Consider the following 13,632-nt stretch of genomic DNA (forward strand, 5'->3'; position numbering starts at 1 on the left):
CGCTCGCGGTGGTCGCCGGCACGAAGGCGGCCCCCCGCGCACCATCCCGCCACCACTCGTTCCATGAGGCACCGCGCCACCGGCTCGCCCGCTCCGCGGGCCACCTGTTCGGTTACGCGATCCTCGGCTACATCGTCGTCCACCAGCGGCGGAGCCTCCGGAACCCGGTCGTCTGACGGGGGCCCAGAAAGGGAAGCACATGGATCTCGCCCTGCGGATGTGGCGGCACGTGTCCCTGCACGAGGCGCTGCCGGTCGAGGCCCGGTTCCACTACGACCCGGCCCGGCCCCTGGAGGTGCGCGTCGACTTCCTCACCGGCAACGGCGGCGCCGTCGCCTGGGTGCTCTCGCGCGACCTGCTCGTCAGGGGCCTCGGGCAGCCGGCCGGTGACGGCGACGTGCACGTCTGGCCGGCCTGCCCGCGCCATGACGGGGACGGCCTCTGGATCTTCCTCCAGGGACGGACCTGCGCGGCGCTCCTCGAATGCCGTACCGGCCCGCTGCGCGCCTGGCTCGAAGAGACGCTCAGAGCGGTTCCCTCCGGCACCGAAGGCCTCTCGATGGACTGGGACGAGGCCTTCGCGCACGTGCTGGCACAAGGGGACCGCTGACGGTCACCCGCCGACGGCCTGGACCCGGTGGCGCAGGTCCAGGCCCTCGGCGAGGGCGGACTCGGACAGCCGCGGCCGCCCCTCGCGGGACCGCAGCAGGGCGAGTTCGATGTGGTCGAGCCCGGCGCGCCGGGGCAGCACGTCGACCAGGCCGTACCGGACCGCCCGCAGCAGCCGGTCGCGCCGCACGTACCGGGCCACCAGTACGACGCGCGGCCGCCCCTGGTCCCCGCCGGCGCCGCGCATGAACGCCAGCGCCTCCTCGTCGAGTTCCGTGGCCAGGACCAGCAGCGCCTGCGCCCGTGTCTCCTGCCCCGGACGCAGCAGGCGCACCCGGGGCCGGGCCCGCAGGGCGGTGGAGATGTCGCAGGCGAACCGGAGGTCACCGGACCTGACCGCCACGGTCACCGGAGAGGTCCTTCGTTCCGTTCTTCTCATGCCTCCGAAGCTAGGCGGCCAAAACCGGCCGGGCTTCCGTCGGACGACTGCCCTGTCCCGGCCGCCGGCCGGCCGACCGCGAGCAGGTGCCAGTGCCAGGCGCCGAGGTCGACGAACAGGCCCGGGCCGGCCAGTTCGCCGCCGTCCCGTTCGAAGGTGTTCCCGGCCAGCAGGTCGGTCAGTTCGCACGGCTGCCCGGCAAGGTCGGCCCAGGGCAGCGGGACCCGCCCCTGGGCGGGCCGGCCGGAGTAGTTGACCACGACGAGGTACCGTTCCCGGCCCGCGGTCCAGGACCAGGCGAGCAGGTCGAGGTGGGTGTCGTTGTCCGGCCAGCCCGTAGCGGCCAGCTGCTGCCAGTCGCCCTCGCGGGCGGGTGCCACGGCGGCCAGCAGGCGGCCGTAGAAGTCGCGCAGGGACTCGTCGGCCGGTTCCTCGGGCCGCCGCGACAGGAACACCGGCGGCCGCACCCGGCGCCCTTCGAACTGGCCCTCGTGCCACAGCGTCGCGCCGGGCAGGGTGGCGACGGCCACGGCCGCCGCCCGCTCCTTGTCGCCCGGCAGGGTGGCGGCGGCCCGGGGTTCGTCGTGGTTCTCCAGGAAGCGGACGAGCCCGCGCTGGTAGTCGAGGCCGGCGCCGAGGTGGGCGCTGACGGATCCGGCGTCCTGGTGGACCAGGCGGTCGTAGAGCCGTTTGTCGTAGCAGTGGTCGAAGCCCTGCTGCTGGAGCGCCCATTCGAGGTCCCAGTACGCCTCCGCGACGAACAGGAGGCCGGGATGGCGCTCGCGCACGCGGGGGACGACGTACGGCCAGAAGTCCGCCGCGGGGGCCGCTCCCGCCAGGTCGCCCCAGGTCTTGGCGAACACGTCGTTCATGAGCAGCATCGCCATGTCGCAGCGCACGCCGTCCGCCTGGTCGCCGATCGAGACCAGCGTGTCGACGGTCGCCGTGCGGAGCCGCTCGCTGAAGGCGTTCAGCTGGACCACGTCCGGCCACGGCGGGAAGTACGGGTCGCGGCCGCGCGCGTACACCTGCCCGCCCGCCGCCAGGAAGGCCCCGGGATCGCGGGCCAGGTCGTCCGGTGTGCCCCGGACCAGGCAGTCCGGGCGCTCGGTGAGCCAGGGGTGGTCGGGGGCCACGTGGTTGGGGACGTAGTCGAGGATCAGGCGGAGTCCGCGCGCGGCGAGTTCGGCCCGGGCCGCGGCCAGCCCCTCCGGACCGCCGAGGCCCGCGTCGACGACGTAGTTCCGCACGCAGTACGGGGATCCGGCGATGTCCGCCGGGGCCAGGTCGGGCAGCGCGGCGCGGAAGGAGGCGAGCAGGCCCTCGTCCGCCAGGGCGATCGCCAGCCCGGCCGGGCTGCGCTCCCAGACGCCCATCAGCCAGACGGTGTCGATGCCCGGCCGGGCGACCTCGTCCCAGACCTCGCCGGGCACGTCCCCGAGGGTGACCCGGCGCCCGTACCGCCCGCTCAACTCCCCCAGCCACACCAGGGTGTTGATCTCGTAGATCACCGTCATGACAGCGGCTCCTCCCGCAGGGCGCCCCAGTCTCCCGCGCCGACGACATGGAACAGGGTGGCGGTGACCGCGGCCAGGCCGCTCCAGCCGGTCTGGTGGGAGGCGCCCAGGCCGGCGCCGGTGTCGCCGTGGAAGTACTCGTAGAACAGGATCAGGTCCTTCCAGTGCGGGTCCTTGGCGAACTCGGGCCGGGCCCCGTGCACCGGGCGGTGGCCGTCCGCGTCGCCCAGGAAGGTCGAGGTGAGCCGGCCGGAGATCTCGCGCGCGACCTCGTAGAGGTTCAGCATCCGCCCGGAGCCGGTCGGGCACTCCACGGTGAAGTCGTCGCCGTGGTGGGCGTGCAGGTTCAGCAGGGCGCGGACGAGCAGGATGTTGACCGGGAACCACACCGGGCCGCGCCAGTTGGAGTTGCCGCCGAACATGCCCGTGTCGGACTCGCCGGGCAGGTAGCCGACGCCGTAGGTCTCGCCGTGCACGTCGAAGGTGTACGGGTGGTCGGCGTGGTACCGGGAGAGCGAACGGATGCCGTACGGGCCGAGGAACTCCTCCTCGTCGAGCATGCGGGACAGGATGCGCCGCAGCCGGTCGTCGTCGAACAGCGCGAACAGGTGGCACCCCGCCGGGCCCGACCCGAGGATGTGGGACGAGACCAGGGTTTCGACAGCCGGGTGACTGCGGACGAACTCCTGTGCTCCCCGCACCAGTTCCGGGAAGCGCCGGTCCGTCCAGCCGCCGATCACGCTGGTCGCGGCCAGCGGGATCAGCCCGACCAGGGAGCGGACCTTCAGCCGGGTCGCGCCGCCGTCGGGCAGGCGCAGGACGTCGTAGAAGAAGCCGTCCTCCTCGTCCCACAGGCTCTGGTTGTCGTTGCCGATGCGGTTCATGGCCACGGCGATCCAGGCGAAGTGCTCGAACAGGGTCTGCGCGTGCTCGACGTAGACCTGGTTGCCGCCGGCCAGTTCGATGGCGATCTCGAGGAGGTTCTGGCAGTAGAGCGCCATCCACGCGGTGCCGTCGGCCTGGTCGAGGTGGCCGCCGGTGGGCAGCGGGGCGCTGCGGTCGAAGACACCGATGTTGTCCAGTCCCAGGAAGCCGCCCTGGAAGACGTTGTTGCCGTCGATGTCCTTGCGGTTGAGCCACCAGGTGAAGTTCTTCGACAGCTTCTGGAAGGCGCTCTCCAGGAAGACGCGGTCCCCGCTGCCCGTGCGGCGCTTCTCCAGTTCGTAGACGAAGAGGACGGCCCAGGCGTGCACGGGCGGGTTGACGTCGCCGAAGTTCCATTCGTACGCCGGGATCTGGCCGTTGGGGTGCAGGTACAGGCGGCGCAGCAGCAGGTCCAGCTGGTCCTTGGCGAAGCCGATGTCGACCATGGACAGGGCGATGGTGTGGAAGGCGAGGTCCCAGGCCGCGAACCAGGGGTACTCCCAGGTGTCCGGCATCGAGATGACCGCGTCGTTGACCATGTGGTACCAGGAGCTGTTGCGGATGCGCGGGTCGGCGGCGAGCGGATCGGCGCCGTGCTCGGTGAGCCAGCGCTCGACGTCGAGGTAGTAGTACTGCTTGCTCCACAGCATCCCGGCGAGGGCCTGCCGCACCGTGCGCCGTTCGTCCTCGCCCAGGCCGTCGGGGACGACGCCCTCGAAGAACACGTCCGCCTCGGTCCGCCGCGCGTCGAACACCTGCTGGAACTCGCCCCAGGGGTCGGCGAGTTCGGTGCCGGTCAGACGCAGCCGCACGGTGACGCTGCCGCCCGCGGGCACGGTGAGCACGTGGTGGACGGCGGCCTTGGTGCCGGTCCGCGCCGGGTTGACGGCGCCGGTCTCGCCGTGGACGACGTACCGGTCGATGCCGTCCTTGACGTACGGGGTGGCGTTCGGGCTGTCGAAGATCCGCTCGTTGTTCGTGTCGTTCTCGGTGAACAGGGCCTGCGGCCCGCCCCCGAAGCCCTCGAAGTACAGCCAGCGCGGGCCGAGTTCCTCGTGATCGGCGCGGATCGCGCCGTCCGCCTGCCGCAGGGCGGGCACGGCCGTGCCGCCCGCCCAGGACCAGGTGTGCCGGAACCAGAGCGTCGGCAGCAGGTGGAGGGCGGCCTCGTCGGGGCCCCGGTTGTGTGCGGTGATCTCGATCAGCAGGTCCTCGGGGCCGGCCTTGGCGTACTCGACGAAGACGTCGAAGTAGCGGTCCTCGTCGAAGACCCCGGTGTCGAGGAGCTCGTACTCGGGGTCGTGGCGCCCCCGGTCCCGGTTGACGCGCACGAGGTCGTCGTACGGATAGGCCGCCTGCGGGTACTTGTAGAGGTACTTCATGTACGAGTGGGTGGGCGTGGAGTCGAGGTGGAAGTAGTACTCCTTGACGTCCTCGCCGTGGTTGCCCTCGGCGTTGGTCAGGCCGAACATCCGCTCCTTGAGGATCGGGTCGCGGCCGTTCCACAGGGCGAGCGCGAAGCACAGCCGCTGCTTGTCGTCGCTGACCCCCGCGATGCCGTCCTCGCCCCAGCGGTAGGCCCGGGACCGGGCCTGGTCGTGGGTGAAGTACGACCAGGCGTCGCCGCCGGGGCTGTAGTCCTCGCGGACCGTGCCCCACTGCCGCTCGCTCAGGTACGGCCCCCAGCGCCGCCACGCGGTCCGGCCCGCGTCGGCGTCCGCCAGCCGCAGCCGCTCGGCGTCCGCCCTGTCACTGCTCTCCGTCATGACACGTCCTCCCCGCGCAGTACCTTCACTCAGACTCCGGCGTCCCGGACTCGGCCGCAACGGCTCCACGGGACCGGGACCGCCGGAGCCGGTCCCGGTCCTGCTCGGACAGGCCGCCCCAGACGCCGTACGGTTCGGGGCCGCGCAGCGCGGTCCAGGCACAGGCCTCGATCACCGGGCACCGCACGCAGACGGCCCGGGCCTGCTTCTCCCGCGCCCGCTTCTCGGCGCCGCGCTCGCCGGGCGGGGAGAAGAAGACGGAGCTGTCCATGCCCCGGCAGCGGGCGTGCTGCTGCCAGTCCCAGTAGGCGAGGAGCGGGCGGTGTCGCTGGATCATGACGCTTCCGCGGTCCCGTCCGCCTTCACTCCGTTCAGCCGCGCCTGGTTCTGTGCGAGGAAGGCCTGCACTTCCTGTTCGACCTGCCGGGCGTCGATCCCGAGGGCGTGTCCGATGTGGGCCGACCACACCTCGGAGCGGACATTGGTCTCGAAGTCCAGGTCGGCGCGGACCTTCTCGCGGATCGCCTGGCGGTTCTGGCTCACCATCACGAAGGTGGAGAGAAAGATCGCCTCCAGGCTGACGATCATGGTGAGCAGTCCGAAGGGGTACGGGTCCCAGACCGCGGCGCGGCCGAACAGCCCCTCGTTGAAGGCGATCCACACCGTGAACCACGCCGCGTGGAGGTAGACGAACGTCATGGTCCCGGAGAAGGCGGTGATCGCGTCCGCGATCCGGTCCTGGGTCCCGCGCATCCGCGCCAGAACGGCCTGCTCGTTCGGAAGACGTATGTCCAGCCCGTTGAGTCCGGGGGCCATGGCCACTCCTTGATCCGCTGGTCGCGACAGACGCCCGCCAGCGTACGGGCGGGGCGGCCGCCCTCCATGGGTCAATCGACTGCGTCGAAGACCGCACCCGACGACGGCACCGACCCCGCCCGCGCCCGCGCGGTTCCCCTTTCCGGCGCCCGCCCATACCCTGACGCTCCGTCAGAAACTCCATCACATCCGGGAGATGGTTCGCGATGTCACTGCTGACAGGCAAGACGGTCGTGGTGTCCGGAGTCGGCGCCGGGCTCGGGCACCAGGTCGCGGCGGCCGTCGTACGGGACGGCGGGAACGCCGTGCTCGGCGCACGGACCGAGGCGAACCTCGCGAAGAGCGCGGCCGGCATCGATCCGGAGGGCACCCGGACCGCGTACCTGGCCACCGACATCACCGACGAGGCCCAGTGCGAGGCGCTGGCGGAAGCGGCCCGGGAGCGGTTCGGCGGGATCGACGCGGTGGTCCATGTCGCCGCCTGGGACTCCTACTTCGGCGGAGTCGAGGACGCCGACTTCGCGACCTGGGCCTCGGTGATCGACGTGAACCTGCTGGGGACGCTGCGGATGACCCGGGCGTGCCTGCCGGCACTGAAGGCGGCGGGCGGCGGATCGGTGGTGTTCATCGGCACCCAGTCGGCGGTCGCCGCGCCCTCACAGGTGAGGCAGGCCGCCTACGCCGCGTCCAAGGGTGCGCTGACCAGCGCGATGTACTCGCTGGCGCGCGAGCTGGGACCGCACCGGATCCGGGTCAACACGGTGCTGCCGGGCTGGATGTGGGGGCCGCCGGTGCAGGCCTACGTCCAGTTCACCGCGCACACGGAAGGGGTGCCGGAGGACGAGGTGCTGGGCCGGCTGACCGGGCGGATGGCGCTGCCGGAGCTGGCGACGGACGGGGACGTGGCGGACGCGGCGGTGTTCCTGGCGTCGGACCGGGCGCGGGCCATCACGGGCCAGTCGCTGCTGGTCAACGCGGGTGAACTGATGCACTGAGGAGCTGCCCCACGACCTTCGAGTTGTTCATACTTGTGAACTAAGGTCAGGAAGACGAACGATTTTACTTTCACTTGACCTTACGCCCGCTTGTCGTGCCCGCGTAACGGAACCCACGATGAGCGGGCACTTCGCGGCCTTCCCCGTCCCCGCTCCGCTTATGCGAAGTGCCAGCCAGCTGAGCGGAGTTCAGTAGGCGGACCCTGGAAGGGGGGCGCATGAACGGGCTCGACTGGGCCGTGCTCATCGGCTACTTCGGTGTGATGGTCGCGATCGGTGTGTGGTCGCACAAACGCGTGGACAACGTCAGCGACTTCTTCACCGCGGGCGGCAAGATGCCCTGGTGGCTGTCCGGCATCTCGCACCACATGTCGGGCTACAGCGCGGTGATGTTCACCGGGTACGCGGGCATCGCCTACACCTACGGCGTGACCTCGTTCGTCACCTGGTCCTTCCCGATCGCGCTCGGCATCGCGATCGGCTCGAAACTCTTCGCCCCGCGCATCAACCGCCTGCGCTCCCGGCTGCACGTGGCGTCCCCGCTGGAGTACCTGAAGAACCGCTACAACCTCTCCACCCAGCAGGCGCTGGCCTGGTCCGGCATGCTGCTGAAGATCGTGGACGTGGCCGCGAAGTGGGCGGCGATCGCCACCCTGCTGTCGGTGTTCACCGGGGTCTCCCTGAACCAGGGCATCTTCATCACCGGCGCGATCACGGCGGTCTACTGCACGATCGGCGGCCTGTGGGCGGACGCGCTCACCGAGCTCGGCCAGTTCGTCATCCAGCTCCTGGCCGGCGTCTCGATGTTCGTCGCCGTCGTGCTGAAGCTGAACGACAAGGGCATCGGCTTCTTCGACGCCTGGGACCAGCCGGCCCTGCACGGCCACGGCAAACCACTGGTCGGCCCCTACGGAACGGTCTTCCTCCTGGCCTTCCTCTTCATCAAGCTCTTCGAGTACAACGGCGGCATGCTCAACCAGGCCCAGCGCTACATGGCGACGGGCAGCCCGAAGGAGGCCGAGCGCAGCGCCCGCCTGTCCGCCGCCCTCTGGCTGGTCTGGCCGGTGGTCCTCTTCTTCCCCATGTGGATGTCGCCGCTCCTGGTCCACGCCCAGAAGCCGGACGGCTCCGACTCCTACGGCCTGATGACCGAACAGCTCCTCCCGCACGGTCTGCTGGGCCTGGTCGTCGTCGGCTTCTTCTCCCACACGATGGCGATGTGCTCCTCCGACGCCAACGCGATCGCGGCCGTCTTCACCCGTGACGTGGCCCCGGTCCTGTCGCAGCGGGCCCGGGCCTGGGACCAGCGCTCGGGCCTGATCGCGGCCCGCGTCACCACGGTCGTCTTCCTCGGCCTGTCCATGACGGTGGCCACCCAGATCAACTCCCCCACCTTCAAGGACATCATCACCGTGGTCATCAAGTGGGTGGCCGGCCTGATGGGCCCGATCGCCATCCCGATGATGCTGGGCCTGCTCCGCCCGTTCCGCCGCTCGGGCCCCACCGCGGCACTCACCAGCTGGGCAGCCGGCCTGCTGGCCTTCTGGCTGGTCAACTACCCCATCAACTGGAACGTGGACGGCGGCGTCCCGCTCCAGTACCAGGTCTCGGTCCCGCTGGCCGTCTCCCTCGTCCTCTACATCCTCATCGGCTACCTGAAGCCGGAGGACACCCCGGAACGCCTGGCCGTCATCGAGACCGTGAACACGGACGGCGACGGGGCGACGGCGGCGGTGCCTGCCGGGGCCGGAGCGGGTGCGGGAGCCGGGGAAGGGGTGCCGGCGTAGTAGGGAAGCAAGGAGGGGCGCGCGCCGTGGGCCGGCAGCCGGCCGGTGGGGGCTGAGCGCGCGGTTCCCCGCGCCCCTTTCGGGGCGCTGTTGCTCAGGCGCCTCTCGGGTACCGGGCCAGCCACCCCGGTGCCGCGCCCGCCGGGTTGTGCAGGGCCGGGCCCTGGGTCATCTCCATCGCGAAGTCGTCGGAGAGTTCCAGGATCGTGGGGCGGCCCTCCAGTTCGGCCACCCAGGCCGGGGGGAGGGCCGTCTCGCCGTGCAGGGCGCCGAGGAGGCCGCCGGTGAGGGCGCCGGCGACGGCGGACGGGCCGGCCTGGTTGACGGCGAGGCACAGCCCGTGCCGTACGTCTTCTCCGACGAGCGCGCAGTAGACGGCGGCGGCCAGCATCCCGTCCGCCGCTCCGTCACCCGTCAGCTCCTCGACCCGGGCCGGGGAGGGCATCCCCTGCCGTACGGCGCCGAGCGCGTGCTGCAACGCGTCCGACACGGGCCGGTGCCCCGGCCGGGCGGCGAGCAGGGCCAGCGCCCGCTGGACGGCCCCGTCCAGCGAGTCCCCGCGGGCCAGGGCGTGCACGATCACCGCGTACGCGCCCGCCGACAGGCAGGCGGTCGGATGCCCGTGCGTCTGCGCCGCGCACTCCACGGCCAGCTGTACGACGAGCTGCGGCTCCCAGCCGACGAGCAGCCCGAACGGCGCGGACCTGGCGACGGCCTCCGGCCCCATGTCATCGGGATTCTTCGGCGACTCCAGCGTGCCCATCCTGTCGTCCCCGAGCCCGAGCAGCAGCGCCCGCGTCGGCTCCCGCCGCGCGTACAGCCACTCCTCCCGGGCCAGCCACCCGTCCTCCTCCCGCCGCTCGTCCGGACCCCAGTCCCGCTGGGTGGCGGCCCACCGCAGATAGGCCCGATGCAGGTCGGTGGGCGGATGCCAGGCCCCCGTGTCCCGCCGCACCTGGGCTCTTATCAAGCCGTCCACGGTGAAGAGGGTGAGCTGCGTGTGGTGCGTCACGGTCCCGCGCCGCCCGTACCCGAACCCGAGATCGACCAGCCCTTCGGGCCCGTAGGCCGCCCGGATCTCCTCCAGGGTCAGCCCGTCGACGGGCCCGCCGAGCGCGTCCCCCACGGCGGACCCGAGGAGAGTCCCCCGCACCCGGCTCCGGAAGTCCTGCTGCTCGACACGGCCCCAGACGGCACCCAACGTCGCACTCACCACCATGACCTCCTCACGGGCACCGTCCGTACATACGAGCGCACAGCACTGTAATCGACCGGGAACGGTCCGTTCAGGGGGCAGTTAGGTATGCGAAGTGTGGGTTGTGTGCTCCCGCGTGACCGGGTTTCGGCCAGGTCAGACAGGGAGAAAGGGGTCAGCCGTACACGGCCCGGCCTCCGCCTCGGCCTCGGCTCGGATCACACAGATCTCTTCAATGGCCTCGGTCGGATCCTGCTCCCCGGCATCCACGATACGTTCGAGCTCGCGCAGGCGCGCGGCACGCACCGGGCACCGTTCGATCGCCACGAACACGGCCCAGGAGGCCACGAAGGCTTGCAGGGGCGCGAGGCGTTCGACCGCTGTCCGTATAACCGCAGGTGTGAGCGCAGGCAGGGGAACAGGCGATTGTGCCGGGTCAGCAGTCATGCCCTGGGCAGGAAGCCGCGGTCTCGCAGTTCCTGGAGGGCGGCGGCGATCTCGAACTCGCTGTCTCCGAGCTGCCCCGCCAGCGCCTGGACGCTCGTAGGGGCGCCCTCGGGCAGCATCCTGAGATGGACGCCGACGCCCATCGCCATGAGGGACAGCCCCGGGCACCGGGCGAGGTCGTCGTGGCCCGCGAAGATGCGCGCCTTGGCCGTGGGCCTGAACGTGTAGGGCATCGAGAAGTGTCCCTTTCCTTGAGTGGGCCTCGCTGCTCAAGCAGCTCGCTCGGACCGTGCCCGGCAGTCGCGGCAGCGGCCGGGACGGGCCGACCGGAAGGCCCGCTCGCAGCCTTCGCACGTCTGGAGCGGATCCGGGCGGGCCGGCGCGGACGTGTCCCGCGGGGCCGGAGCCGGAAGGTGGGGCGGCAACCGGCTGGTGAGGCGGTGGGCCAGGAAGGCCGCCGGGTGCTTGATCGGGTCCTGGGGCAGGTCGGTCGTGAGAACGCGTGCGACGGCGGTGGGCGGCACGCCACGTTCCAGCCACTGGGAGACGGCCGGTACGAGACGGAGCACGTCCCGCTCGCCGAGAATCAGCCGGGAGTCGTAGGCACGAAGCCCCGCGAGCAGGTCGGCGGCCTTGCGGGGAGCCTGCGGCGCCCTCGGCAGGACTGCGGCCTTCGGCTTCGGTTCGGGGGCCCGGGCGGCTTCGACCATCGCCAGGCGCGGCCTGTTGTACGAGAACGTCCGGGTCACGACCTGGCCCGAGGGAAGACGCTCCTTGGTACGCAGATGGAACCCGTACCGCTCCAGCTCGCGCAGGGCCGCGGCGATCCTGATCTCGCCCTCGGGCAACTGCTCGGCGAGTGCCTTGATGCCGACCGGGGAGCCCTCGGGCAGCGACTGGATGTAGCTACCGATGCCCTTCGCCGTGGAGGACAACTCCGGGTGCTGGAGCAGTTCGTTGCTGACCACGGTGAAGTTGCCTTCGAGGCGTTCCTTCACATGGGTGACACCGGAGTGGGAACGCCGGGTCTTCGCGGGCGCGGGCGCGCTAGGCTGCTGGGCAGTCATGGGGAAGCGTCTCTTCCTTGATGATCAGGCCCTCGCACTGGGATGGCAGTCCCGGCGAGGGCCGAAGTATGTCTGGACTTGTCGCCGCAGACGCTGCCGCACAACTGACCCTCCACGCCAGCTGAGTTCGGCATATTCACTCCGGCGGGTGATCGCCGGGGACGGTAGGGGCGGGTTGGGTTCTTTCCCCGGTTCTTTGGTCTTTGACGTCGGGAACGGCCGGGTCATGGGCTCCCGCGATCCGGTGCCAGCTCGGCCCATACGACCTTGCACCCGGCCGGCGCCTCCGCCACGCCCCACCGGTCGGCGTACGCCCCGACGATCAGCAGGCCCCGCCCCGATTCCGCATCGCCGGACACCGGATCGTGGAGGCGCGGGACGCGGTCACCCCGGGCGTCCGTCACCTCGATACGGAGCGTGCGGTCGGCCGACAGCCGCAGCCCGAGCCGGAAGTCCCGTCCCGCCACGCGTCCGTGCAGCACCGCGTTCGACGCAAGCTCGGCCACGATCTGCGTCGCCGTCTCCGCGAACGGCATTCCCCATTCGTCTAGTTGGCGTTCGGTGAGCAGCCTCGCGAGTCGAGCACCTCTTCGAGTTGCGGACAGCTGAACCGTGAAGAGGCGCGTCGGGGCGATGACTTCCGGGAGGGATTTCTGGCTCATGTGACCCAGCGTGGCCTCCTCTCCCTACCCTGAACAGCGACGACCCCGGCACAGAGCGTGACTGTCCGGGTGCCGGTCGGGGTCGTACGGGTCGTACGCCGGAAGGGGCGGGTGTGGAGGACGAGGAGGCCGAGGCCGTACTCAGGGCGGTCGGGCGACAGATCAAGGTGTGGCGGGAGGCCGCCGGGATGCGACAGGGCGAACTCGGGGCCGCCATCGGCTACAGCGAGGAGATGGTGTCGGCCGTGGAGCGCGGGCGACGGATCCCCAAGCCCGACTTCCTGGAGAAGGCCGACGAGGTGCTGGGGGCGAGCGGGAAGCTCGCGTTCATGAAGGAGGACGTGGAGCGGGCCAGGTATCCGAAGAAGGTTCGGGATCTGGCGCGGTTGGAGGGCGAGGCGGTCGAACTCGGCGCCTACGCCAACCACAACATGCACGGCCTGCTCCAGACACCGGAGTACGCGCGGGCGTTGTTCGCCATGCGGCGACCCGCGTACCCGGAGGACGAGATCGAACGCCAGGTCGCCGCACGCGTTGCGCGACAGAGCGTCTTCGAGCGGGCACCCCTGCCGGAGCTCACCTTCGTCCTGGAAGAGGTGACACTGCGGCGGCCCATCGGAGGCAGAATGGTGCTACGGCAACAGCTCGAACACCTTTTGGACATCGGCACGTTGAGGCATGTCGCGATCCAGGTGATGCCCACGGAACGTGAGGACCACGCGGGAATGGGCGGCTCGCTCCAGCTGCTGAAACTCCGGGACGGCAAGACACTCGGCCACTCGGAGGCTCAGCTGCACAGCCGCCTGATCAGTGATCCCCGGGAGGTACAGATCCTGGAGATGCGCTATGGAATGATCCGGGCGCAGGCTCTCACGCCCCGGGAGTCGCTGGCCTTCATCGACAAAGTGCTGGGAGAAAAGGCATGACCCCCACCACGCTGAACTGGTTCAAGAGCAGCTACAGCAGCAACGACGGTCCCGAGTGCGTCGAGGTCGCCATATCCCCCGCGACCGTCACCACCGTCCACATCCGCGACTCCAAGGACAAGGACAGGGCCGGGCTCGCCTTCGCGGACGCCTCATGGGCCGAGTTCGTGCGGGACCTCGTCCGTCCGTGAACGGCGAGCCGGAAGTGAGTGCTCTGGCGATCAATGTCACGATCCCGCAGGCGCTCCGATGGACAGACACCCGACGCGATGAAGAGTTCACGCTGACCACACTCAACATCCGGCTTCTCCCGGACGGTCACGTCGCCGTGAAGGCCTACGGCCGACCGGTCGCCGGTGGCCGGGGGGCCTACGTCTCGTTCCCGGTCCCCGACCGACCAGAACTCGCGGCCCTGGTCGCCGCCGCGGCCGACCGGGCCGGGGTGTTGTGGGCCGCCCATCGCGGTCTCGGCTGAGCGTGGG

General features: G+C 70.8%; 16 protein-coding genes. 6 read left to right on the forward strand and 10 right to left on the reverse strand.

Annotated features, from left to right (window positions below; genetic code table 11):
• Positions 1–199 precede the first annotated feature (199 nt).
• On the forward strand, positions 200–610 hold the full coding sequence (locus tag ACWGKQ_RS25450; RefSeq protein WP_453294248.1) for an SsgA family sporulation/cell division regulator: 411 nt from the start codon (positions 200–202) through the stop codon (positions 608–610).
• Positions 611–613: 3 nt separating this feature from the next.
• On the opposite strand, the gene ACWGKQ_RS25455 is transcribed toward ACWGKQ_RS25450, so the two are convergent.
• From ACWGKQ_RS25455 to ACWGKQ_RS25475, 5 genes are read right to left on the reverse strand one after another with little or no spacing between them, the layout of a single operon-like run.
• Complete coding sequence (locus ACWGKQ_RS25455; RefSeq protein ID WP_453294249.1) at positions 614–1,048, reverse strand: hypothetical protein; 435 nt, start codon at positions 1,046–1,048, stop codon at positions 614–616.
• Complete coding sequence (locus tag ACWGKQ_RS25460) at positions 1,045–2,565, reverse strand: alpha-amylase (protein WP_453294250.1); 1,521 nt, start codon at positions 2,563–2,565, stop codon at positions 1,045–1,047. Before ACWGKQ_RS25460 ends, ACWGKQ_RS25455 begins: the two co-directional genes overlap by 4 nt.
• Entirely contained in the window at positions 2,562–5,255 is a 2,694-nt protein-coding gene (locus tag ACWGKQ_RS25465; protein WP_453294251.1) for an MGH1-like glycoside hydrolase domain-containing protein, read from the reverse strand. Before ACWGKQ_RS25465 ends, ACWGKQ_RS25460 begins: the two co-directional genes overlap by 4 nt.
• 25 nt (positions 5,256–5,280) lie before the next feature.
• Entirely contained in the window at positions 5,281–5,592 is a 312-nt protein-coding gene (locus ACWGKQ_RS25470; RefSeq protein ID WP_453294252.1) for a WhiB family transcriptional regulator, read from the reverse strand.
• Positions 5,589–6,071 (reverse strand): DUF1003 domain-containing protein, encoded by a 483-nt coding sequence (locus tag ACWGKQ_RS25475; protein WP_453294253.1) that lies wholly within the window; start codon positions 6,069–6,071, stop codon positions 5,589–5,591. The genes ACWGKQ_RS25470 and ACWGKQ_RS25475 overlap by 4 nt, the downstream gene beginning before the upstream one ends.
• Before the next feature lie 206 nt (positions 6,072–6,277).
• Here ACWGKQ_RS25475 and ACWGKQ_RS25480 point away from each other — a divergent pair, with 206 nt between their 5' ends.
• Both ACWGKQ_RS25480 and ACWGKQ_RS25485 read left to right on the forward strand, forming a co-directional pair.
• Positions 6,278–7,066, forward strand: coding sequence for an SDR family oxidoreductase (locus tag ACWGKQ_RS25480; RefSeq protein WP_453294254.1), 789 nt, complete (start codon positions 6,278–6,280; stop codon positions 7,064–7,066).
• Between the two features lie 218 nt (positions 7,067–7,284).
• Entirely contained in the window at positions 7,285–8,853 is a 1,569-nt protein-coding gene (locus ACWGKQ_RS25485) for a sodium:solute symporter family protein (protein WP_453294255.1), read from the forward strand.
• Positions 8,854–8,947: 94 nt separating this feature from the next.
• Here the strand turns inward: ACWGKQ_RS25485 and ACWGKQ_RS25490 are convergent, their stop codons facing one another.
• The 5 genes from ACWGKQ_RS25490 to ACWGKQ_RS25510 all read right to left on the reverse strand — a co-directional run bounded on the left by ACWGKQ_RS25490 (position 8,948) and on the right by ACWGKQ_RS25510 (position 12,224).
• Positions 8,948–10,066, reverse strand: coding sequence for an ADP-ribosylglycohydrolase family protein (locus ACWGKQ_RS25490; protein ID WP_453294256.1), 1,119 nt, complete (start codon positions 10,064–10,066; stop codon positions 8,948–8,950).
• A gap of 138 nt (positions 10,067–10,204) precedes the next feature.
• Positions 10,205–10,495, reverse strand: a complete 291-nt coding sequence (locus tag ACWGKQ_RS25495; RefSeq protein WP_453294257.1) for a hypothetical protein — start codon at positions 10,493–10,495, stop codon at positions 10,205–10,207.
• Positions 10,492–10,728 carry a hypothetical protein gene (locus tag ACWGKQ_RS25500; protein WP_453294258.1) on the reverse strand — a complete coding sequence of 79 codons (237 nt, stop codon included), beginning with the start codon at positions 10,726–10,728 and terminating at the stop codon, positions 10,492–10,494. Before ACWGKQ_RS25500 ends, ACWGKQ_RS25495 begins: the two co-directional genes overlap by 4 nt.
• Before the next feature lie 36 nt (positions 10,729–10,764).
• Positions 10,765–11,562, reverse strand: coding sequence for a helix-turn-helix domain-containing protein (locus ACWGKQ_RS25505; RefSeq protein WP_453294259.1), 798 nt, complete (start codon positions 11,560–11,562; stop codon positions 10,765–10,767).
• 224 nt (positions 11,563–11,786) lie between these two features.
• Positions 11,787–12,224 carry an ATP-binding protein gene (locus ACWGKQ_RS25510; RefSeq protein WP_453294260.1) on the reverse strand — a complete coding sequence of 146 codons (438 nt, stop codon included), beginning with the start codon at positions 12,222–12,224 and terminating at the stop codon, positions 11,787–11,789.
• Between the two features lie 113 nt (positions 12,225–12,337).
• Between ACWGKQ_RS25510 and ACWGKQ_RS25515 the strand changes: the two genes are divergently transcribed.
• From ACWGKQ_RS25515 to ACWGKQ_RS25525, 3 genes are read left to right on the forward strand one after another with little or no spacing between them, the layout of a single operon-like run.
• The gene (locus ACWGKQ_RS25515; RefSeq protein ID WP_453294261.1) at positions 12,338–13,150 is read left to right on the forward strand and encodes a helix-turn-helix domain-containing protein; all 813 of its coding nucleotides are present in this window, start codon (positions 12,338–12,340) and stop codon (positions 13,148–13,150) included.
• Positions 13,147–13,341 carry a DUF397 domain-containing protein gene (locus tag ACWGKQ_RS25520; protein ID WP_453294262.1) on the forward strand — a complete coding sequence of 65 codons (195 nt, stop codon included), beginning with the start codon at positions 13,147–13,149 and terminating at the stop codon, positions 13,339–13,341. Before ACWGKQ_RS25515 ends, ACWGKQ_RS25520 begins: the two co-directional genes overlap by 4 nt.
• The gene (locus tag ACWGKQ_RS25525; protein WP_453294263.1) at positions 13,305–13,625 is read left to right on the forward strand and encodes a hypothetical protein; all 321 of its coding nucleotides are present in this window, start codon (positions 13,305–13,307) and stop codon (positions 13,623–13,625) included. Before ACWGKQ_RS25520 ends, ACWGKQ_RS25525 begins: the two co-directional genes overlap by 37 nt.
• The last annotated feature ends 7 nt before the right edge of the window (positions 13,626–13,632 follow it).

The organism is Streptomyces sp. NPDC054770 (assembly GCF_053611985.1).